Genomic DNA, 22,627 nt, shown 5'->3' on the forward strand with positions numbered 1-22,627 from the left:
GCTCGGCAGCTGCTACGGGCTACAGTTCGCTATTTGTCGCTCACCTGAAGCTGCCCGTCCCACCCGCCGCCCAGTGCGGCGATCAATTGCACGCTGGCGATCAAGCGGCTCTGCAGCAAGCTCAGCACATTGCGCTCATTGCTCAATGCAGTGGCCTGAACCACCACCACATCCAGATAGGCAATCAGCCCGGCCCGGTACTGATTCCGGGTCAAACGCAAGGACTCGCGCGCCGCCTCCAGGGCTTCCTGACGCACCTTGGCTTCGTCTTCCAGCACCTTGAGCTGCACCAGATAGTTTTCCACTTCACGGAAGCCGTCGAGCACGGTCTGGCGGTATTTAGCGACGGTTTCGTCATAGGCCGCTTCGCTGCGATCGACTTCCGCCGAGCGCTGCCCACCGTCGAACAGGGTCATGGCCAGTTGCGGGCCGACCGACCAGAAGCGGTTCGGCACGCTGATCCAGTTGTTAGAGGTGCTGCTGCTATAGCCACCGTTCAGGCTCAGGGTCAGGTCTGGGTAGTAGGCGGCTTTGGCCACGCCGATGTTGGCGTTGGCGGCCATCACCGAACGCTCGGCGGAGGCGATGTCCGGGCGGCGTTCCAGCAACTGCGAAGGCAGGCTCAGCGGTACCTGCGGCAATGCCGGGATGTCTTGGGTTTCCGCCAGGCTGAACTCGGCCGGCGGCAGACCAATCAATACAGCAATGGCGTTCTCGAACTGCGCGCGCTGCCAGATCAGGTCGACCATTTCCGCCTGGGTGCTTTTGAGCTGAGTGGTGGCCTGGGCCACTGCGTCCTTGCCGGAGACACCCGCGCGGTACTGGTTTTCGGTCATGGTCAGCGAACGCTGATAGGCCTCGACCGTCGCTTCCAGCAGGCGTTTCTGTTCGTCGATCACCCGCAATTGCAGATAGTTCTGCACCAGCTCCGATTGCTGGCTCAGGCGCATCGCCGCCAGGTCGGCAAAACTCGCCTCGGCATTGGCTGTGTCGGCTTCCAGGCCTCGGCGCAATTTGCCCCAGACGTCCGCTTCCCAGCTGACCCCGGCCTGCGCGGTGTAGGTGTCGCGAATACCGCTGGAGGAACTGCTCAGGCTTGAGCTGCTGCTACCGGTGCCTTGGCTGGAACGGGTTTTCCCGACGGTCAGGTCCACCGTCGGGAAAAACGCCCCCCGGGCGCTGCGCACCAATGCCTGGGCCTGGCGGTACTGGGCTTCGGACTGAGCGACGGTCTGGTTGGCGCTGTTGAGTTTTTCGATCAGGCCGTTGAGCTGCTGATCGCCATACAGCTCCCACCAGGCACCACGCGCCAGAGAATCGCTGGGGTTGGCCTGACGCCAGCCAGCCGCTTCCTTGTATTGTGCCGGCGCGGCGGCTTGCGGGCGCTGGTAATCCGGGCCGATGGCGCAGGCGCTGAGCATCGCCACGCACAGCGACAGGCTCAGCAAACGCGAGCGCTGCGCCGTGAACAGCGCCGTGATCAGCGGTGCAGCCAGGTTGATAAGCGAACGGTCAGTCATAGCGGAGTTTCCAGAGCAGCATCGGTACGCACTCCACGCCAGTGGTTGAAGCGATGGCGCAGTTTGTCGAGAAAGAGGTAAACCACCGGGGTGGTGTAAAGCGTCAGCACCTGGCTGAAAACCAGCCCGCCGATGATGGTCAGGCCCAGCGGCTGACGCATTTCCGCCCCTTCGGCCCGGCTCAGCAATAACGGCAAGGCGCCGAGGATTGCCGCCAGGGTGGTCATCAGAATCGGTCGCAGACGTTGCAGGCAGGCGCTACGGATCGACTCCAGCGGCTCAAGGCCCTGATGCCGTTCCAGTTGCAGCGCCAGGTCGATCATCAAAATGGCGTTTTTCTTCACCACGCCAATCAGCAAGAACAACCCAAGCAAGGAGATCAGGCTGAACTCGCCGCCCAGCACATAGATCGACAGCAACGCCCCAACCCCGGCGGACGGCAAGGTCGAGAGAATGGTCAGCGGGTGGATGTAGCTTTCATACAGCACGCCGAGCACCAGATAGACCGCCACCAGCGCACCGAGGATCATCCACGGCTGGCTCTTCTGGGTCGCGGCGAAGGCATCGGCGGTACCGGCCATTTTCGCGATGACGTCTTCCGGCAAACCGACCTTGGCAATCGCCCGCTCGATGGCCGCTGAGCCCTGCTCCACCGTCACGCCTTCGGCCATGTCGAACGCGATGCTTTCCGAAGCGAACTGGCCTTCGTGGCTGACCCGGTCGTCTTCCAGGCTGTTTTCATAGTGCGCGATGGTGGACAACGGAATCCGCGCACCGTCGGCGGTGATCACCTGCACCTGCTTGAGTGTTATCGGGTCCTGGGCGTATTTCGGGTTGACCTCCATCACCACCTGATACTGGTTGAGGCTGTCGTAGATCGTCGAAATCTGCCGCTGGCTGTAGGCGTTGTTCAGCACCGCGGTGACCATGTCCATGTCCACGCCCAGACGCTTGGCCTGATCGCGATCGACAATCAGGGTCACTTGTTGGGCGCCACGGCCTTCGCGTGCGTCGATTGCCGTCAGTTCCGGCAGCGCCTTGAGGGCGGTGACGACTTTCGGATACCACTCGCGCAACGCGCCGAGATCGCCGCTTTGCAGGATGTAGGAATATTGCGAGGAGGTTTGCTCGCGGCCGCCGCCAAATTGCAGGTCCTGATCTGCCATCAGCATCAATTGCGCACCCGGCACCTTGGGCATTTCCTTGCGCAGGCGTTCGATGACTTTCTGCGCGGACAGGTTACGTTCCTTGATCGGTTTGAGCCGCACCAGCATGAAAGCGTTGTTGGTGCCGTTGTTGCCACCGATGAACCCGGCGACGCTTTGCACCGCCTCGTCCTTGAGCACGGCGCGGCGGAAGATTTCCATCTTCGGCTGCATCACGCTGAACGACAGGCCATCGTCGCCGCGCACGAAACCGATCAACTGGCCGGTGTCTTGCTGAGGTAAAAATGTTTTAGGAACAATAACATACAGAGCAATGTTCACGCCAATCGTCACGAACAGGCTGAGCAAGGTCAGTCGACGGTGACGTAACACCCAATCGAGGCTGGCGGCATATTTGCCGACCATCCACTCGTTGGTCCGCTGGCTCCAGCGCTGCAGGCGGTTTTCCTGCCCCGGCGTATGCGGCTTGAGCCAGCGGGCACAGAGCATCGGCGTCAGCGTCAGCGACACCAGCAACGACACCACAATGGCCGCCGCCAGGGTGATGGAAAACTCGCGGAACAGGCTTTCGATGATCCCGCCCATGAACAGGATCGACAGGAACACCGCCACCAGCGAGACGTTCATCGACAGCAGCGTGAAGCCGACTTCCTGGGCCCCGAGGTAGGCCGCCTTCATCGGTGGCACGCCCTTGTCGATGTGCCGGGAAATGTTCTCCAGCACCACAATGGCGTCGTCCACCACCAGCCCGGTGGCCAGAATCAACGCCATCAGCGACAGGTTGTTCAGGGAGAACCCGTAGAGGTACATCACCGCAAACGTGCCCACCAGCGATACCGGTACCGCCAGGGTCGGAATCAGCGAGGCGCGGAAGTTACCGAGGAACAGGAACACCACCAGAATCACCAGCGCCACAGCAATCAGCAAAGTCATTTCCGCTTCATGCAGGGTGGCCTTGATCACCGGCGAACGGTCCATCGCCAGGTTCAGCTTGACGCTGGCCGGCAGCACAGCCTGCAGCGCCGGCAATTGCGCCTTGATCTCGTTGACCGTCTCGATGATGTTGGCGCCGGCCTGGCGGTTGATCACCAGCAACACCGCCGCGTCGTCATTGAAGAACCCGCTGTTGTAGCGGTCCTCGACGCCGTCGCTGACCTTGGCCACATCCTTCAGGCGCAGGGCCGCGCCGTCCGCGTAGTGAATGATCAGCGACTCGTAGTCCTTGGCCTTTTCCAGCTGATCGTTGGCCTGCACCTGCCACAGCCGCTGGCCATCTTCGACCGAGCCCTTGGGCCGGCGCACGTTGGCGTTGGCGATGGTGTTGCGTACATCGTCCAGTGCCACGCCGTACTGGTTGAGCGCCTGGGGTTCGAGTTCGATACGCACCGCCGGCAACGAACTGCCGCCGATCTGCACTTCCCCCACGCCCTGCACCTGGGACAGGCTCTGAGACAGGATCGTCGAGGCGAGGTCGTAAAGCTGGCCTTTTTCCAGCACGTCCGAGGTCAGCGACAGCACCATGATCGGCGCCTGGGACGGATTGACCTTCTTGTAGGTCGGCATGCTGCGCATCCCGCTGGGCAGCAGGTTGCGCGAGGCATTGATCGCCGCCTGCACTTCCCGCGCCGCGCCGTTGATGTCGCGGTCCAGGTCGAATTGCAGAATCACTCGCGTCGAACCCTGGCTGGAACGGCTGCTCATGGTGTTGACCCCGGCGATAGCGCCGAATGAGCGTTCAAGCGGCGTGGCCACGGTCGAGGCCATGACCTCCGGGCTCGCACCGGGCAGACTGGCCTGGACCACGATCACCGGGAAGTCCATCTGCGGCAGCGGCGACACCGGCAACAGGCCGAAGCTCACACCGCCCAGCAGCATGATCGCCAGGCTCAGCAGCATCGTCGCCACCGGGCGCTTGATAAAAGGTCCGGACAGGTTCATGGCTGTTCTACCGCTTCCACGGTGTCAGATTTACGGCCCCAGCGCCGCCCGAGGCGGTCGAAGTACAAGTAAATAACGGGTGTGGTGAACAAGGTCAGTACCTGACTCACCAGCAAGCCACCCACCATCACCAGACCCAAAGGCTGGCGCAGTTCCGCGCCGGAACCGGTGGCCAGCATCAATGGCACTGCGCCGAACAACGCAGCCAGGGTGGTCATCAGAATCGGCCGGAAGCGCAGCAGAGCGGCCTGATAGATCGCCGTTTGCGGGTCCATGCCCTGATTGCGTTCCGCCTCGAGCGCGAAGTCGATCATCATGATCGCGTTCTTTTTCACGATGCCGATCAGCAAAATGATGCCGATGATCGCGATCATCCCCAGGTCATTGCCGCTCAACAGCAACGCCAGCAAGGCGCCGACCGCCGCCGAGGGCAAGGTCGAGAGAATGGTGATCGGGTGAATGTAACTCTCGTAGAGCACGCCGAGCACGATGTACATGGTCACCACCGCCGCCAGAATCAGCAGCAAGGTGCTCGACAGCGACGCCTGGAACGCTTCGGCCGCGCCCTGGAATTGGGTCTGCACGCCAATCGGCATGCCGATGTCTTTCTGCACCTGGTCGATGATCTCGACCGCATGCCCTAACGCCACGCCGGGCGCCAGGTTGAAGGACATCATCACCGCCGGGAACTGGCCGATGTGAGTGATCGCCAGTTGCGCCTGACGTTCCTCGACATGCGCCAGGCTGGACAGGCGCACCTGACCGCCATCGGTGGTCTTGACGTGAATCTGGTTCAGCGCATCCGGGCCGATCTTCTCGCCGGACTGCGATTGCAGCACCACGCGATATTGGCTGGCCTGGGTGTAAATGGTGGAAATCTGCCGCTGACCGAAGGCGTCGTACAGTGCGTCGGTGATGTTCGACACCGATACGCCGACCCGCGACGCCGCATCACGGTCGATCACCAGATAAACCTGCAAGCCCTTGTCCTGCAAGTCGCTGGCAACATCAGTCAGCTCCGGCCGTTGCGCCAGCGCTTCCACCAGACGCCCGCTCCACAGGCTGAGCAACTCGGAATCCGGCGAGGACATGCTGAATTGGTACTGCGTGCGGCTGACCCGATCTTCGATGGTCAGGTCCTGCACCGGCTGCATGAACAGGCGAATGCCAATCAGCTTGTCCAGTTCCGGTTGCAGACGCGCAATCACTTCGGTGGCGCTCAGGTCGCGATTGCTGTGGGACTTGAGGTTGATCAGCAGCCGGCCACTGTTCAGCGTCGAGTTGTCGCCATCGACCCCGATGTAGGACGACAGGCTCTCGACGGCCGGATCGGCCAGGATCACCTTGGCCAGTTCCTGCTGCCGCTCGCTCATCGCCGCGAAGGAAATCGACTGCGGTGCCTCGGAAATACCCTGGATCACCCCGGTGTCCTGCACCGGGAAGAAACCCTTGGGCACCACCATGTACAGGAACACGGTCAACGCCAACGTGCCGATGGCCACCATCAGTGTCAGCGGCTGGTGCTTGAGAACCCACTTTAACTTGCGCCCGTAAGCCGCGATCATCCAATCAATTGCGGCGCCACTGGAGCGGTAGAATCGGCCCTGCTCTGCTTCCTTCGGCTCACGCTTGAGCAGCCGCGCGCACATCATTGGTGTCAGGGTCAGGGAGACTACAAGGGAAATCAGGATCGCCACCGCCAGGGTGATCGCAAACTCGCGGAACAAGCGGCCCACCACGTCGGCCATGAACAGCAGCGGAATCAGCACCGCGATCAGCGACAAGGTCAGGGAAATCAGGGTGAAGCCAATCTGCTTGGCGCCCTTGAGCGCCGCTTGCAGCGGGCTGTCGCCCTCTTCGATGTATCGGGAAATGTTCTCCAGCATGACGATCGCATCGTCCACCACAAAACCGGTGGCGATGGTCAGCGCCATCAGGGTCAGGTTATTGACCGAGAACCCCGCGAGGTACATCACGCCAAAGGTGCCGATCAATGACAGTGGCACGGCCACCGACGGAATGATCGTGGCGCTGGCCCGCCTCAGGAACAGGAACGTGACCATCACCACCAGCGCGATGGCGATCAACAATTCGTGTTGCACGTCGGTGACCGAGGCGCGAATGGTCTGGGTACGGTCGGTCAACACGGTGACTTCGAGACCGGCCGGCAGGTTGTCGGTGATGCTCGGTAGCAAGGCCTTGATCCGGTCGACCACTTCGATGACGTTGGCGCCGGGCTGACGCTGGATGTTCAGCAGCACCGCCTGGTTTTCATTGGCCCACGCCGCCAGACGTTCGTTCTCGGCGCCGTCGACGATCTGCGCCACGTCCTTGAGCCGCAACGGCGCACCGTTGCTGTAGGCGAGGATCAGGTTGGCGTAGTCCTTGGGTGACGTCAGTTGGTCGTTGGCGTCGAGCATCGACACCCGGGTCGGGCCGTCGAAGTTGCCCTTGGGCTGGTTGACATTGGAGGCGCCGATCAACGTGCGCACGTCCGACAGGTTCAGGCCATTGGCCGCCAGGGCCTCGGGATTGACCTTGATCCGCACCGCCTGACGCTGGCCGCCGGCAATGCTGACCATGCCGACGCCGCTGATCTGGGCAATTTTCTGCGCCATGCGGGTGTCGACCAAATCATTGAGCTTGGGCAACAGCATGGTTTTTGAGGTGATGGCGAGGGTCAGCACCGGGGTGTCCGCCGGGTTGACCTTGTTGTACACCGGCGGTGCCGGCAAATCCTTGGGCAGCAAATTGGTCGCGGCGTTGATCGCGGCCTGCACTTGCTGCTCGGCGACGTCCATGTTGATGTCGAGGCTGAACCGCAGGGTCAGCACCGAGGCGCCGCCAGAACTGGTGGATGCCATTTGGGTCAGGCCAGGCATCTGCCCGAACTGACGCTCCAGCGGCGCAGTCACGGCGCTGGTCATGACATCCGGGCTGGCGCCGGGATAGAGCGTCATGACGCGAATGGTCGGGTAATCCACCTGGGGCAATGCCGACACCGGCAGCAGCCGATAAGCGATCACACCGGCCAGAATAATGGCCAGCATGCTCAGGGTCGTGGCGACCGGGCGAAGGATGAACAGCCGCGAGATGTTCATGCGCCGCCCTTTTTCACCTTGTCGGTGGTCGCGGGTTCAGTCGCATCGGCCGCCGATTTGCCTTGCAGGTGTTCGGTCGGGGTGGTCGGTACATCCTTGCTGTCGTTGACGACCTCCACTTCGCTGCCTTCTTTCAGGCGGTCGGTGCCTTCCAGCACCACCCGATCACCAGCGGCCAGGCCTTCGGTGATCACCGTGTTATCACCGTCACTGGCGCCGACTTTCAACTGGCGGATGGTGACCTTCTTGTCACCATCCATGGCATAGACGAACGTGCCGTTGGTGCCGAACTGGATCGCCGCCGAAGGCGCAAGCACCACGCCCTTGAGGGTGTCGGCCAGCAAGTGGACGTTGACGAACTGGTTGGGGAACAGTGCTTGATCGCGGTTCTCGTAGCGGGCCTTGAATTTCAGGGTGCCGGTGGTGACGTCGATCTGGTTGTCCAGGCTCTGCAACACGCCAGTGGCCTGCAATTTGGTATCGCCACGGTCCCAGGCTTCGGCCGGCAGCTTGGCACCGGTGCGATAGCGGGCCAGTACGGTGTCCAGGCTGTTTTCCGGCAAGGTGAATGCGACGCTGATCGGTTGAGTCTGGGTGATGATCGCCAGTGCCGTGGTGTCATTGACCGCCACAAGGTTACCGACGTCCAGTTGACGCAAACCCACACGCCCGGCGATCGGCGCGCGGATTTTGGTGAATTCAAGATTAAGCTTGGCGTCGTTGACCGCCGCCTGATTGGTCTTGACCGTGCCCTGGTACTGGCCGACCAGTGCTTCGGCGGTGTCGAGGGTTTGCTTGGCGATACTGTCTTCGCGGTACAGGCCGCGATAGCGCTCGACATCGACCTGAGCGTTCTTCAACTGCGCCTGATTCTGCAGCAAGGTGCCTTCGGCCTGGAGCAAGGCGTTCTGGTAAGGACGCGGATCAATTTCGGCCAGCAGGTCGCCCGCCTTGACCATTTGCCCTTCTTCGAACGAAATCTTGACCAGTTCGCCGCCTACCCGGCTGCGCACATTGATGGTGTTCAGCGCGGTCACGGTGCCCAGCGCCTTGTAATACAGCGGGAAATCGCCCTTGACCGCCGGCGCCACGCGCACCGGGACCGGCCCGGTCGCCCCGCCGAACCCCGGACGCATCCCCCCCGACCGGCCGGTGTGTCCGGCAACGGCTTTCTGCCCTGCGCCCTCCTTCGGGCTGCTGCCTGCGGGCCAGAACTTCCAGCACAGGCCAGCGATGACCAACAGGACAAGCAGGCCAAACAGCCAGCGACGGGGATTACGGGAAGCGGAGGATTGCATTGAGTGATCAACCATTGGGCGCGTGGGCTTTTTTACATGAGGCTGAACGATAAGCACTGGCGGGTCTGAAGCAAAGCGCCTTTACCGGCAATTTACCTTTGGCTTACGTAACAGAAGATTTATCTAAGACACTGAAGCACAAATGAAAACGGCCTGGGCAGAGGGGGCGTTCTCAGTTAATTACCCCGCCGCGCCGGGTCTGCTGTTGTGCAGGGCAAGGCGCGAGAAGCGTGGTTTGGTCATTCCAAATAAGCTTTGAGCAACGCAGCCCTGCACAACAGCAGGCCCGGCCCTTCGGGTTGTCGCCTTAAAGCGGGCCAGGCTGCGTTGCAGGCCTTGGAAAGGGAACAACCATTCCCAGCGGCCTGCGCCTTGCCTGGCCCGCTTTAAGGCGACAACGCGACGGGGAAATTAACTGAGAACGCCCCCTCAGGCCGTTAACAATTGTAAAGGTTTACTTATTTCAGAGCTGCGAGAGCCGCTTCGTAGTTCGGTTCTTCCGCGATTTCCTTGACCAGCTCGCTGTGCAGAACCTTGTCGTTTTCGTCCAGAACCACAACGGCACGGGCGGTCAGGCCTTTGAGTGGGCCATCGGCAATCGCTACGCCGTAGTTCTCGATGAACTCGGCACCGCGCAGGGTCGACAGGTTTTGCACATTTTCCAGGCCTTCGGCACCGCAGAAACGAGCCTGGGCGAACGGCAGGTCAGCGGAGATGCACAGCACGACGGTGTTGGCGACGTCATTGGCCTGGGCGTTGAACTTGCGAACCGAAGTGGCGCAGGTCGGGGTGTCGATGCTTGGGAAGATGTTCAGCACTTTGCGCTTGCCGGCGAAGCTCGCCAGGGTCACGTCCGACAGATTGCCGGCAACCAGGGAAAAGGCTGGCGCCTGGGAACCGGCTTGTGGCAGTTGGCCGTTGACTTGAACCGGGTTGCCTTTAAGAGTGACTTGAGCCATGAACGGAGTCCTTCTGAACGTTGGTGTAGAGAATTTTGACGAGGCCGAAGTTAACCACGAAATGGTCTGGCGACCTATGCCCAGATACAAATTGTGATATGTCGTCGCACAAAACTGGATACAAGCGTTTCAACAAAACTGACTAACACCGCATGACCCTGTGGGAGCGGGCTTGCTCGCGAAAGCGGTTCAACATTCAACAATGATGTTGGCTGATAGTCCGTCTTCGCGAGCAAGCCCGCTCCCACAGGACCGTATACCGGCTGCTTAACCGAGCAACCGCAACATATTGCGATGCCTCGCTTCGAAAATCCGCCGCATGTAGGCATTGACCAGCAGCCACTCCAACGGTGCGCCGCCAATCGCCGCATAGGTCACACGGTCGGTGTACAGCGTACCGCCCTTGCCCGCCGCCACACGGTGTTCATGACGAAAGGCACGCAACGGCCCCTTGAGCATTTCATCGACGAAATGCGTGTCACCGACCTCGCGGATCACCACCGTCCAGCTCGACGGGATCACGTTGAACATCCAGTGACGGAAACGGAACTGTCGACCGGCTTCGATGCGCAGGTTACTCAAATCAATGTCGCTCAACAGCGTGACTCGCTCTGGAAATATCTTCGGGAAGTTGATGCCTTCCAGGCAGAAATCGAGGACTTGCTCGGGGGTACGATTGGGGACCAGGGTGGTGAGTTCCAGTACAGGCATAGACCGTAACATTCCTTTATTTGGCGGGGTGGCTGAAAGCGACAGTGCTAGGACTTTGCTTGAGCAATGGTCATTTCGGGGTATTCGTTCCGGTCTCTGAACATGATGTAAAGCGGGTCCAGGCCAGATTCCGGCGGGAACACCACAACATAGTCATCGAAACGGATCGCAGCCATGTCGTTGAAAGACTCCAGCAAGGGCACAGGTGAAGACCGGAGGAATCCCAGCCGATACTCGGGGGCCGGCGCCAGGGTCGATGTGGCTTCAAGGGATGCTGGCGCGCTCCAGCTCACGATCATCGGGGCCGGTCCGTCAGCGGTGAAGCAGTAAGTCTTCATCTGCGCATCCCAGACAGCAGCTCGCACTCTCACCCTGGAGGACACTACATTGCCATTAGTCGGCGTAATGGCGACCTGTAGCAACGTGTTTATTTCTCTCAGGCCTCGGGACATCGTCCCTGGTGGAACGGCGTACGTGCCGCTGCTCATCCTGAACGGAAGATCGACTTCGGCACCCGTCGCGGCCAAGTCTTGCCAAGACTGGCCCTCGATCGGCAGCAGCTCGAGCAGTGGAACGCTGAGCCCATACCTTTCCACTTCGGCCCGGCTGGAGAATTCGAATTGCAACACGGCCGCGTATTGACCTTGATGGTCCTGGGCTCCCGAGGTGATCTGCCAGGTAAACTCCGCCACCGCCGAGCGTATGGCTTTTTGCAGTGCTACCCGATGGGTCTCCAAGGGTTGCGAAAGGCCGCCATCGAGGAAAATACCCGGTCGCGCATTGGCAAAGGCATGTGGCGCAAAAAGCAACTCGCCCGCCTGGGTCGGCCCTGCTCCCTGCTGATAACGCTGATCAACGAGTTGTGTTTGCGCAACCGCCAGCAGCGCTTCGGCATCCACTTGAAAACGATGGAGACGTTGATTGATTTCATTCAACTTCGCCAGATAACGGTCGTGAGTGGCATTGATCTGCTGGGCGATACTTTGCCACTGCGCGAGTTCGGACCGGGCGTCGGATAGCTCGCGCCGGGCGCTGTCTCTTTTGAACCCGATGCTCATTTTCCAGAATTCGTATCGGCGCGCTGCCACGCGCGTTTCAAATTCAGAAGTTTCCAGAGCACGGATGTCCGCCTCGCGCCCACGGATGTCCACCTGGGCGTTCTGTCGCTGACGCAAGTGTTTGATCTGTTGCTCGAATACACTGAGTGCCGCTTCTGCCACCCGTTCTGAGTCCGCCAGATCTACAGCGACTTTCTGTACGTCAGCCAGGTTCCAGGCGATACGTTGCTGTGTCATCTGCGCCGGGGTCAACGGTGTTCCCGGTCTTGCAGCAACCGGACGTGGAACAGGGACACCCTCTCCTTTTAATGCAGCACGCCCCTGTTTGTGGTGCCAGTCTTTGACGTAGTACACGACCGAGTCCGATGAATAAGTGTTCGTATCATCCTCTGGCGGATAAAACAGCAGGTCGGCCCCTTTGGGATCACCGACGATGCGGTCGAAATGATTGATCAGTCGGTCGTGGTCCTGTTTCGGCAGATCGACGGCCCAGATTCTGTTCACCAAGGCCTGGAATTCCGATTCGGTGTAATCCTTGAGTGTTGTTTTAAGTTCCATCTTTGTTGCTTCCTTGTGTAGCTTGGACAAACTTTCGAAGACAATGGCACCTGCCCATTTCGCTATGAACAGATGCCAGTTAGCCACCGAGCTGAATTACTCGGATTTGAAGCCAGGTTTATTATTGGCTGCGCGCCACTCTTTGACTTCCTTCAGGATACCTTCGGGACTGTCCTCTTGGCCTTCCTTGGGGTAGAAGATGACGTCTGAGCGGCCGGGGTGTTCGGTAACCACCTCAAAATGATCCAGGAGCTTTTCCCGATAAACTTCCAAGGCTATCCCCTTCAAACCGCTTGTTTGATGGAAAAACTCCCCTAGAAAAGTTAAAAACTCTTCCTCGGTGTAGTCCTCCAACCGCCCTTTTAGAATCATTGATTATTCTCCTTGTGCAGATTGATATGACGTTTCGGAGTCATTACCGAAATATTATCCAAACCGTAAACATCCCCACCTTTCGAAATTTCTACCTGATGATGGAGTTCGAAAGCCTTACGCCCCCCAACTTGATCCACAAGGACCGAAAAAGGTGCAGACCCATCTCGCATTCTGTCCAAATTAGATTTACTAAACTGCTGACTCAATCCAGCATCCGCCGCAACAGCCCTCCAAAACGCCCGCCTGAATCCATGGAAATTACGAAACTCCATCGACCGCAACTTATCCGCAATCTGCTCGGGAATCGGCGCACCTTCCGTTCGTGCCGCATCCCCCAACCATATTCCTGAAACCGACTGCCCAACCCCCATCGCCACACCCGGATCGTCACGCCGATCCAGAAACAGGACATCCGGCGAAGGCAACTCCATATCCGCCGGATACCCAGGAATACTGGCACCGATCTGCCCTTCGTCAACAGCCGGAAACGTCTCGTTTTGCGGTAGGACCGGGATGATCGGTGTGCCGGGATAAACCGCTGGAATCGACGGTGTCACCGGTAAGGTTGTAGGACCCAGGTGTTCGATACCTGGCGGAACCAGGGGTGTCCAGGTTCCGACACCAACCGGACGAATCGGCCAGGGCAAGACCGCAGGAGTGATCCCCAGCCGTCCCTGGATGCTTTGCGGCGTGGTGATGCTGATTTTGTCGAGGTTGAAAGGATTGGCGCCGAGCTCTGCCCGCTCCTGATAGCGCAGTTCGAACTCACGTCGCTCACCGACCCAGGTACTTTTCGGCGCGTACGGCGCGAAGCCTTGTTCGATGCGCTTTTTGTTCACCTCATCGAATTGAGCGATGAGCGTCGGATGCTCGCCGAGCGTTCGCCACAGCGCTTCGTCGAAGGCGGCAAGCGAATTGAATTCACGACCACGAAACTGGTCGCCGATCTGCACGGGAATGGCAGCACCTTGTGCCTGGCTCGCGGCTTTCCACCAGTCATTCGCCGCCGGTTTACCGACCCCTGTGACGACGCCCGAGCCTATCGGTGGCAGATTGAAGGTGAAGTAAATCGGCGGCTGATCAGGCACGCACACAATGCAATCGCTGATACGCAGATCGACGCCCGCCGCAATGGCCTCGACCTGGGGTGTCAACACGCTCAACCCGGGCTGACTGGCAGTGGCAACCTGAGTGGTGTCCGGGGTGAATTGCAGGTGCCTGGCTGGCGATCCGGGAATCTCGGCGCTATAGAGGCCGGTCAGCGGGTCAAGCACCGCATTGATGACCGGCACATCAGCACCAATGGCATCGCCCGTAGCGACAGCGATGATCGCGGTGCCTTCCGGCACGGTTTCAGATTTGAGTCGGTACGCGACCTCCACTGAACCGCCCGCATCGGCGACCGATTGCAATGCTTGGCGGTCAGTAAGACCCAACGTTGGCGCGGGCACCCCGACAGCCTGAAACAAACGCCGACGTTGCTCAGCGCTCAACTCACCATCACCAAGGGTTGGCGAGTACACCATCGCGGTGACGAACACCGGTCCCGTTTTTGCGGCAATCCGCCCGAAATCGATGAGGGTATTGACGGCAGACTGGACAGCCATTTCAAGCACTGCAGCGCCTTGCTGCGCAACAAATATGCCATCGCGCGTCAAAGCCATCCCGCCAGCGGTCAGCGAAGACACCGGGACTGTCAGCGTGTTGGCCTGCCTGACCCGCTCAACCCGTGCATCTTCATCGGCCTGCTGCTTGAAGCGAACTCGGGCTTCACGCTGCCTGGCGTACTGGCGTTGGGCCTCCCAGACCGCTTCCCTTTCGCGCCAGACAATCGTCTGCTCGGCATGACGCCTGGCCAGCGCGCTGGACTTGCCAGTGAGTGCGCTTATCTGTGTGGATAGCAGCCGCGCTTCGTGGGCCGCGTTGTAGGCGTTTTCCCAGGTCTGGTGGCCGTGAACCAGCGCCTCGCCGAATTGCTCCAGTCGGGCCCGGTAATCGTTAACCGTGCGGGTGAGTGGATCGTGTCCATCGAATGATCGGGCAACCGCGTTCTTTGCGTTCAGTTCTGCGGTTTTTCGGGTGATCAGCCCATCAACTTCTTGTTTTTGTTTGGTGATGTTGTGAAGCTGCAAGCGCTCGCTCAAGTGGATATCGGGCGGTCGTCGCGCCGCCAGGACTTCCTGTTCCAGGGTCGGAGCGAGTTGTGCGGATCGGGCAGCAAAACGTTGGTCTACCTCGACCCTTACGGCGGCATGATGCTGCGCCAGCCCCTCGAGTTGTTGATGCCGGGCCTGGACGCGGGCCTGCTCCTGAGCTTGCGCTGCGGCTGCCTGTGCTTGAGCCGCCTCGGCTTGCGCTTCGGCCTCGGCCTGCGCACGCTCTTTTTCCTTCTTCTGACGATCAGCTTCTATGGCCCGCCTGCGGGCCTTTTGTCTTCTCTTGCTGGTTCTACCGAATCCGCCTGAAACCCCTCCGCCGCCACCAAAACCGCCGCCTGAGCCACCACTCGAAGCGGGTGGTCCGGACGTGATGACAACACTTCCTGACGTTCCATCGTAATGTGTTTGTTGTGCCATACAGTCTCTCCTTGTCTGTAGGCACAGCATGTCGATGCAACCGCAGTCAGGTGCGGTACATAGTTATCGGTGTCGATTTAAAACGAGGTGCTATTTGAGGGAATCAATCACCCTCACAGGTAACAAATCCACTTCTTTTGCGGTCTTTCGTTAGAGGTAGTGTCGATTCGGGCGACGGCCATTCGACTAGACAGTGAGTCACTCAAATCCAGCGGAGACAAAACCATGCGATTCATGATCATTGTGAAAGCCAGCCCGGATTCCGAGGCCGGTGTGATGCCCAGCGAAGAACTGATGACCGCGATGGGCAATTTCAACGAGGAACTGGCCAAGGCCGGCATCCTCATCGATTGCGACGGCCTGCAGCCCAGCAGTAGAGGTGCCCGCGTACGTTTTTCGGGTGACGAGCGTACGGTGATCGACGGCCCGTTCGCCGCAACCAAAGAGCTGATCGCCGGCTATTGGCTGTGGCAGGTGAAATCGAAAGAGGAAGCGATCGAGTGGGTCAAGCGCTGCCCCAACCCGATGCCGGGTACAGAGGCCGAGATCGAGATTCGCCAGGTGTACGAAGCCGAAGACTTCGGGGCCGAGTTCACACCGCAGTTGCGCGAACAGGAAGAACGAGTGCGTGAGCAGGCGAAGAAGAACTGAAGCTAACCTGATACACCATAGGAGCTGGCGAAGCCTGCGATCTTTTGATTTTGCTCTTTCCAAGGGCCGCAAAAGCAAGATCAAAAGATCGCAGCCTTCGGCAGCTCCGCGGGTGTCGGGTTTGCGGGGGATTTAGTGGGGACCGCTTTCGCGAGCAAGCCCGCTCCCACATTTGATCTCTGGTGTTCACAAAATCTGTGATCGAAACAGAATCAATGTGGGAGCGGGCTTGCTCGCGAAGAGGCCCTCAGCCCCGCCGCATTACTTGGACTTGGACTTGAGCTTCAGATACGACTGATGCAGGTCCGACGCCCAGCCATCGATCACGTTTTTCACGTCACCGGCCTTCATCACCTGATCTGAGTTTTCCAGCGGTTTGCCAATGCCCTTGCGCACCACTTGGGCCACGACTTTGTTGTTGCCACCATCGAGAAATACCGCTTCGGTGGCCAGATTGGTTTCCTGGTCGCGAATGCCGCTGGCTGTACTGACTGCCGCCGCTACCAGGGCGATCGGGATCACTTCATAAGGCTGGAGGCTTTCGGTCTTGCTGGTAACAGAGGTGATCGCCGCACGCACCACCATAACGCCAGGGCCGGGACCGCTGGCCAGTGGCAGGGATTTGCCTATTTCGCGTTTAAGTGCTTGATCGTAGTAACTGGTGATGCCGTTCAGAGTGGCCTGAGGAATTTTCACCGTTGGTTGCGGTTTGGGATAGAGCTGAGTCGGTTCGATGTAGACACTGGTGAATTTGTTGATATCGAGCTTGGGGTCCATCCAGCGCATCACCACGGCGCCTGATGGCGACTTGGCTTCCTTGAGCTGACTGTAGTTCTTGAGAAAACCGGAATACTGGTCCGGCTCGACGACTTTGCTGGAGCAACCCACCACTCCGATAGAGGCGATGAATAGGGTGCTCATCATTAACGCAAGCTTCATGCTTGTAACTCCTGTCAGAAGGCCGGCAACAATATGGCATACGGGAATTAAAGGTATAGCCAATGCCCGGCACTTTCGTTATCAAAAAGCACAATATTCATCTATTGCTGAGGTGATCGCGGCAATATTCAAAGGCCTCTTCGCGGGCAAGCCTCGCTCCTGCAAGTCCGGGTTGTATGAACCCAACCCCCCGTAGGAGCGAGGCTTGCCCGCGAAGACATCAGCTCGAACAACACAAAACCTCATTGGAAAAACCTGGTCAATCACCACGAAGATCCGCTTTTCGCCGCCAATTCCCGCCGACTATTGGCGCGCATCGCCTTGATCAGCGACACCGTGCCCACCAGGATGATCACCGCCGCGAACAGGAAGTCGATGCTGTACAGCTGAAAGTCGTTCAACGGCCCCACCAGAAACACCCGGATCGCCCCAATACTCACCAGCGTCGCGAGAAAGTCGATGCCCGGCTCATCGCGATAAAACACGTGCAGCAGCGGCAGGCACATCACCAGCAACAACAGCAGCACAATCACCTTGAACGAGCCTTTGCGCTCGACACTGAACGCGCATTCGTTGGCGCCGTAGGGCTTGTAGTCTTCCTCGCGAATCAACGAGTTTTTCTCGTTGATGTATTCCACACGGTTGTACTTCTGGATCGGCGTGAAGGTGTTCGACATCTCCATGCTGGTGGTGACGTTCTTGAAGCGCAGGTCTATGCGCTCGTTGCCCTTGAGGTAATACAGTACCGGTTTGTAGCCGTAGCGATAGGTGTCGAACGGAAAGTCCGTCGACCGCCCCAAGACCCCGATGGGTCTGGACTCAAGTTCCGCGTAGGCACTTTTATCGGTCGAAGACAGGTTGCGGCTCAGGGGCTTGATCCTGACCTGCTCCATGAGAATCGGCGCAATGCCGTAGGACCACTGCAGGGGTTCCATGCGCAGCCGCAGTTCGTTGCGGCCCAGGTCATAGCGATCAAAGGTTCGCTCGGAGACGATCACCGCGCCCGAGAGCATGAACTCGCCATGAACGTTGTTGGTGATGTGCAGCGACAGTCGATCCCTGCCCGAGCCTGTGGCATCGCTGGCCGGTGGCGTGCCACACCAGGCGTAGCTGCTGAACGTCTCCCCGAGCAGGCCGTTACGGTTCTCTTTGAACACATAAAAGTAACTGCCCCACAGGGCCGCCATCAGCAACAACGCTATCAGCCCTAAAATTTTCTTGCCCACGCTCAAACCAGACTCCTTTCTTTGCTGACTCCTTATGAGGCGCGGACTGTACCAAAATGCCATCATCGGCCCAAGCAAAAATCCCCGTACACGGAAGATCCTTGTGGGAGCGGGCTTGCTCGCGAAAGCTGACTGACATTCAACATTGATGTCGTCTGATACACCGCTTTCGCGAGCAAGCCCGCTCCCACAGGGGTTGCGCTAACTGGCTGGGATTTGAGCCAGGAAAGCTTCAGCGCCGCCTGAACAACGGCCGCGGCTCGATCACCGAGCGTCCGTACAACACGCTCATCCCTGCCAATCCCTTAAGCGCATCTTCGGCGGATTTGTCTTCGCGCACGGCAAAGCTGTCGAAACCGCATTGACGCATGTGGCTGAGTTGATCGCGCAGCACATCGCCAATCGCGCGCAATTCGCCTTGCCAGCCGAAACGCGTGCGCAGCAGATAGGCCTGGCTGTAGGCGCGGCCGTCGCGAAAACTCGGAAAATCCAGGGCAATCAGCGGCAGGTCGGGAAACCAAGGCGTCAGGTTTGTCACTTCGTCGTTGGGCCCCAGCCAGACGCCTTCGAGCGCTGTCGTGGTATTGGCGTTGAGGGCCAGCCACTGGGGTAACGGCAGTATCAGCGGTCCGGCCGGCAACTCATCCGTTGCTTCACGAATCAACTGCCACGGATCATCGCGCACCCACTCGGCACCGCCCTCTTGCAAACGCAGCAGATTATTCATGCCGACACCTCCAGCATTTTCGGGTAAACCCGCTCCTTGAACGGCTCCAGACCGATGCGTGCCAAGGTATCGACGAACAGTTCCTCGCTCTCGCGGTAGCGGACAAATGTAGCGATGATCCGCTCGATCACGGCGGGTACTTCGGCGGCGCTGAAGGACGGACCGATGACTTTACCCAGCGCACTATTTTTTCCCTGAGCGCCTCCGAGGGTGATCTGGTACCACTCACTGCCGTTCTTATCGACGCCAAGAATGCCAATGTTGCCGATGTGGTGGTGGCCGCAGGCGTTCATGCAACCGGAGATATTCAGACTGATGTCGCCCAGGTCATGCAGGTAATCCAGGTCCTCGAAACGCGCCTGAATCGCTTGTGCGATGGGGATGGATTTGGCGTTGGCCAACGCGCAGAAGTCGCCGCCGGGGCACGCGATGATGTCGGTCAGCAAGCCGATGTTGGCGCAACCCAGGCCTTGCTCGCAGGCCAGGCACCACAGAGCGTAAAGGTCGGTCTTGGGCACGTCCGGCAGGACGACGTTCTGTTCATGGGCGATGCGGATCTCGCCGAAACCGAACTGCTCGGACCACTGGGCCACCGCCTCCATTTGCTCGGCCGTGACATCCCCCGGTGGCGCGACGATGCCCGGTTTGGTCGACAGCACCACGCTGGCGTAACCCGGCATCTTGTGCGGCTGAACATTGCGCGTAACCCAACGGGCGAATGCCGGGTTCTCGGCCAGGCGGGTTCCGAAGTCCAGATCGGTGCCGGCCAGTGAACGGTAATCGGGCGGCACGAAGGCACTGGCGACACGCTCATACTCGACGTCGGTCAACTGCGCCGGACCGTCCTTGAGGTGCTGCCACTCCTCCTCCACTTCCTTGGCGAACGCTTCGATACCCAAAGCCTTGACCAGAATCTTGATCCGCGCCTTGTACTTGTTATCGCGCCGCCCGTGGCGGTTATAGACGCGCAATACCGCCTCGACGTAGGACAGCAAGTGCTGCCATGGCAAGCCTTCGCGGATCTGCAAACCGAGAATCGGCGTGCGCCCCAAGCCGCCACCCACGATCACCCGCAAGAGCATTTGCCCGCTCTCATCGCGATAAAGATAGAGGCCGATGTCATGCATCATGATCGCCGCGCGGTCCTGCCTGGCCGAGCAGATGGCGATCTTGAACTTGCGCGGCAGGAACAGGAATTCCGGGTTGATGGTCGACCATTGCCGCAGGATTTCTGCCAGTGGGCGCGGGTCCATCAACTCGTCCGCCGCGACGCCGGCGAAGGCTTCGGTGGTGATGTTGCGCACGCAGTTGCCAGAGGTCTGGATCGCATGCATTTCCACCTGAGCCAGACGTTCGAGAATGTCCGGCACCTGGGCCAGTTCAATCCAGTTGAACTGCATGTTCTGCCGGGTGGTGAAGTGGCCGTAGCCACGATCGTAGTCCCGCGCAATGCTCGCCAGAATGCGCATTTGCTTGGCGCTCAGGGTGCCGTAAGGAATCGCCACGCGCAGCATGTAGGCATGCTTTTGCATGTACAGGCCGTTCTGCAGGCGCAGGGGCAGGAACTCTTCTTCGCTCAAATCGCCTGCCATGAAACGTTCGACCTGATCGCGAAACTGCGCAACACGCTCGAACACCAGGGCCCGGTCATAGTCATCGTACTGATACATGTGGCTGCCACCTCATCAGGATTATCGGGCTCTGCGGCTAATGCCAGTCAGTCAGGTGCAGAACCTGTGGGAGCGGGCTTGCTCGCGAAGAGGCCGTCACATTCAACCTCACCGGTGACTGACACTCCGTCTTCGCGAGCAAGCCCGCTCCCACAAGGATGTGGTGTTCAATTCCTTAACTGATCGGCATCAAGCTCTGCGGCTCGTTTTCGAGGTTGTGACTATGAAGCAGCAGCGCAGCACGTTACAGATTCAGCTAAACACTAAAAAACCGTATCAGGGCGCGGCCTACGGCCGCAGGCCGGCATCACATCTGATCCGCATAAACTCGGTTTTTCTGAGTCTGTTTTGTTTGTGGCAGGGTTTCTACAGTTCATGGCATGCCAGACCGGGTGGCCTGGCAAGTCTTTGCAACCGTGGAAGAACTGACCATGAGCACAGCAACAATCGGACAGGCCTATAACTACAAGGTCGTTCGCCAATTCGTCGTGGCAACCATCGTCTGGGGCGTCGTCGGGATGGCGATGGGGGTGTGGATCGCCTCGCAACTGGTATGGCCCGAGATGAACCTCGACCTGCCGTGGACCACCTTCGGCCGCTTGCGTCCGCTGCACACCAGCCTGGTGATTTTCGGCTTTGCCGGTAGCGCCCAATTCGCCGCCAGTTACTACGCGGTGCAACGCACCTGCCAGGTGCGGCTGTATTCCGACAAGCTCGCCGCCTTCACCTTCTGGGGCTGGCAATCGGTGATCGTGGTGATGCTGATCACCCTGCCGCTGGGCTACACCACCACCAAGGAATACGCCGAGATCGAATTCTCCGGCGCGGTGTGGATGACGGTGGTCTGGGTCGCTTACGCCATCGTGTTCTTCACCACTGTGGTGCAACGCAAGACCAGGCACATCTACGTCGGCAACTGGTTTTTCGGCGCGTTCATTGTGGTGATCGCCATGCTGCACGTGGTCAATCACCTGTCGATTCCGGTGGACTGGTTCAAGTCGTATCCGGTGTATTCCGGGGCCACCGACGCCATGGTGCAGTGGTGGTACGGTCACAACGCGGTGGGGTTCTTCCTGACCACCGGGTTCCTCGGGATGATGTATTACTTCGTGCCAAAACAGGTCAATCGGCCGGTGTATTCCTATCGCTTGTCCATCGTGCATTTCTGGGCGCTGATCACCCTGTACATCTGGGCCGGCCCACACCATTTGCACTACACCGCGTTGCCAGACTGGGCACAGTCGCTGGGCATGGCGATGTCGCTGATCCTGTTGGCGCCGAGTTGGGGCGGAATGATCAACGGCATGATGACCCTGTCGGGCGCCTGGCATAAGTTGCGCACCGACCCGATCCTGCGCTTTCTGGTGCTGTCCCTGGCCTTCTACGGCATGTCGACGTTTGAAGGGCCGATGATGGCGATCAAGACGGTGAACGCCCTCTCCCACTACACCGACTGGACCATCGGCCACGTTCACGCCGGAGCCCTGGGCTGGGTGGCGATGATCACCTTCGGCGCCATCTACCACATGGTCCCGAAAGTCTTCGGTCGCCCGCAGATGCACAGCATCGGCCTGATCAACGCGCACTTCTGGCTGGCGACCATCGGCACTGTGCTGTACATCGCCTCGATGTGGGTCAACGGCATCACCCAGGGCTTGATGTGGCGCGCGATCAACGACGACGGCACGCTGACCTATTCGTTCGTCGAAGCCTTGCAGGCCAGTCATCCGGGGTTCGTGGTGCGCTTTGTCGGCGGGGTGTTCTTCCTCAGCGGCATGTTGCTGATGGCCTACAACACCTGGCGCACGGTGCGGGTGTCGGACGTGAGGATGGCTGAACTTGAAGCGCAGATTGCCTGAGGCAAGGAGCCTGACATGATCGAGATGGCGTTGAATCTATTGGGTGTTCTGGGGCTTTGGCTGGCGGTCGAGTACTGCCTGAAACACCAGACGGCCGAGAGCCTGGACGATGCCAGCCTGATTCCGTTCGCCGATGATCCCGAGGTGGCGCGGCGGGTGGAATTGGCGACGGGTAAGAAAGTGAACGCTGTGGCGCCGGAGGAAGCGAAGCCGGGTTGGGGTAACCTCGAAATTTGATACCCCCATCCACTGCGGGAAGCGCCGCAGATCAATTTGGGAGCGGGCTTGCTCGCGA

16 protein-coding genes are annotated in these 22,627 nt (G+C 59.5%); 3 read left to right on the top strand and 13 right to left on the bottom strand.

The window, feature by feature from the left end; translation table 11 throughout:
• Positions 1-29: 29 nt before the first annotated feature.
• The 9 genes from PMI36_RS27440 to PMI36_RS27400 all read right to left on the bottom strand — a co-directional run bounded on the left by PMI36_RS27440 (position 30) and on the right by PMI36_RS27400 (position 15,260).
• The gene (locus PMI36_RS27440) at positions 30-1,520 is read right to left on the bottom strand and encodes an efflux transporter outer membrane subunit (RefSeq protein WP_008067527.1); all 1,491 of its coding nucleotides are present in this window, start codon (positions 1,518-1,520) and stop codon (positions 30-32) included.
• Entirely contained in the window at positions 1,517-4,624 is a 3,108-nt protein-coding gene (locus PMI36_RS27435; RefSeq protein ID WP_008067529.1) for an efflux RND transporter permease subunit, read from the bottom strand. Before PMI36_RS27435 ends, PMI36_RS27440 begins: the two co-directional genes overlap by 4 nt.
• Positions 4,621-7,725: an MdtB/MuxB family multidrug efflux RND transporter permease subunit gene (locus tag PMI36_RS27430; RefSeq protein ID WP_008067531.1), complete on the bottom strand. Its 3,105-nt coding sequence runs from the start codon at positions 7,723-7,725 to the stop codon at positions 4,621-4,623. Before PMI36_RS27430 ends, PMI36_RS27435 begins: the two co-directional genes overlap by 4 nt.
• Positions 7,722-9,038, bottom strand: a complete 1,317-nt coding sequence (locus tag PMI36_RS27425; protein ID WP_008067532.1) for an MdtA/MuxA family multidrug efflux RND transporter periplasmic adaptor subunit — start codon at positions 9,036-9,038, stop codon at positions 7,722-7,724. Before PMI36_RS27425 ends, PMI36_RS27430 begins: the two co-directional genes overlap by 4 nt.
• Positions 9,039-9,481: 443 nt before the next feature.
• Positions 9,482-9,982 (bottom strand): thiol peroxidase, encoded by a 501-nt coding sequence (gene tpx, locus PMI36_RS27420; RefSeq protein ID WP_007901300.1) that lies wholly within the window; start codon positions 9,980-9,982, stop codon positions 9,482-9,484.
• A gap of 267 nt (positions 9,983-10,249) precedes the next feature.
• A complete protein-coding gene (locus PMI36_RS27415; protein WP_008067534.1) occupies positions 10,250-10,693 on the bottom strand; it encodes an SRPBCC family protein in 444 nt (147 codons plus the stop codon).
• Positions 10,694-10,740: 47 nt separating this feature from the next.
• On the bottom strand, positions 10,741-12,309 hold the full coding sequence (locus tag PMI36_RS27410; protein ID WP_008067535.1) for an S-type pyocin domain-containing protein: 1,569 nt from the start codon (positions 12,307-12,309) through the stop codon (positions 10,741-10,743).
• Between the two features lie 96 nt (positions 12,310-12,405).
• Positions 12,406-12,681, bottom strand: a complete 276-nt coding sequence (locus tag PMI36_RS27405; protein WP_008067536.1) for a bacteriocin immunity protein — start codon at positions 12,679-12,681, stop codon at positions 12,406-12,408.
• Complete coding sequence (locus tag PMI36_RS27400; protein WP_008067537.1) at positions 12,678-15,260, bottom strand: S-type pyocin domain-containing protein; 2,583 nt, start codon at positions 15,258-15,260, stop codon at positions 12,678-12,680. Before PMI36_RS27400 ends, PMI36_RS27405 begins: the two co-directional genes overlap by 4 nt.
• A 225-nt stretch (positions 15,261-15,485) precedes the next feature.
• Between PMI36_RS27400 and PMI36_RS27395 the strand changes: the two genes are divergently transcribed.
• Positions 15,486-15,911, top strand: coding sequence for a YciI family protein (locus PMI36_RS27395; protein ID WP_008067538.1), 426 nt, complete (start codon positions 15,486-15,488; stop codon positions 15,909-15,911).
• Between the two features lie 261 nt (positions 15,912-16,172).
• On the opposite strand, the gene PMI36_RS27390 is transcribed toward PMI36_RS27395, so the two are convergent.
• From PMI36_RS27390 to PMI36_RS27375, 4 genes are all read right to left on the bottom strand, one after another.
• A complete protein-coding gene (locus tag PMI36_RS27390; RefSeq protein ID WP_008067539.1) occupies positions 16,173-16,850 on the bottom strand; it encodes a DUF3313 domain-containing protein in 678 nt (225 codons plus the stop codon).
• A 263-nt stretch (positions 16,851-17,113) separates the two neighbouring features.
• On the bottom strand, positions 17,114-18,082 hold the full coding sequence (locus tag PMI36_RS27385) for a hypothetical protein (RefSeq protein WP_008067540.1): 969 nt from the start codon (positions 18,080-18,082) through the stop codon (positions 17,114-17,116).
• 226 nt (positions 18,083-18,308) lie between these two features.
• The gene (locus tag PMI36_RS27380; RefSeq protein WP_008067541.1) at positions 18,309-18,803 is read right to left on the bottom strand and encodes a DUF934 domain-containing protein; all 495 of its coding nucleotides are present in this window, start codon (positions 18,801-18,803) and stop codon (positions 18,309-18,311) included.
• Positions 18,800-20,473 carry a nitrite/sulfite reductase gene (locus PMI36_RS27375; protein ID WP_008067542.1) on the bottom strand — a complete coding sequence of 558 codons (1,674 nt, stop codon included), beginning with the start codon at positions 20,471-20,473 and terminating at the stop codon, positions 18,800-18,802. The genes PMI36_RS27380 and PMI36_RS27375 overlap by 4 nt, the downstream gene beginning before the upstream one ends.
• Before the next feature lie 431 nt (positions 20,474-20,904).
• On the opposite strand from PMI36_RS27375, the gene ccoN reads away from it, so the two are divergent.
• Together ccoN and PMI36_RS27365 are read left to right on the top strand one after the other, a co-directional pair.
• Positions 20,905-22,332 (top strand): cytochrome-c oxidase, cbb3-type subunit I, encoded by a 1,428-nt coding sequence (ccoN, locus tag PMI36_RS27370; RefSeq protein ID WP_008067544.1) that lies wholly within the window; start codon positions 20,905-20,907, stop codon positions 22,330-22,332.
• Positions 22,333-22,347: 15 nt separating this feature from the next.
• Positions 22,348-22,569: a hypothetical protein gene (locus PMI36_RS27365; RefSeq protein WP_008067545.1), complete on the top strand. Its 222-nt coding sequence runs from the start codon at positions 22,348-22,350 to the stop codon at positions 22,567-22,569.
• Positions 22,570-22,627 lie beyond the last annotated feature (58 nt).

This window comes from Pseudomonas sp. GM79, from assembly GCF_000282495.1.
GTDB lineage: Bacteria > Pseudomonadota > Gammaproteobacteria > Pseudomonadales > Pseudomonadaceae > Aquipseudomonas.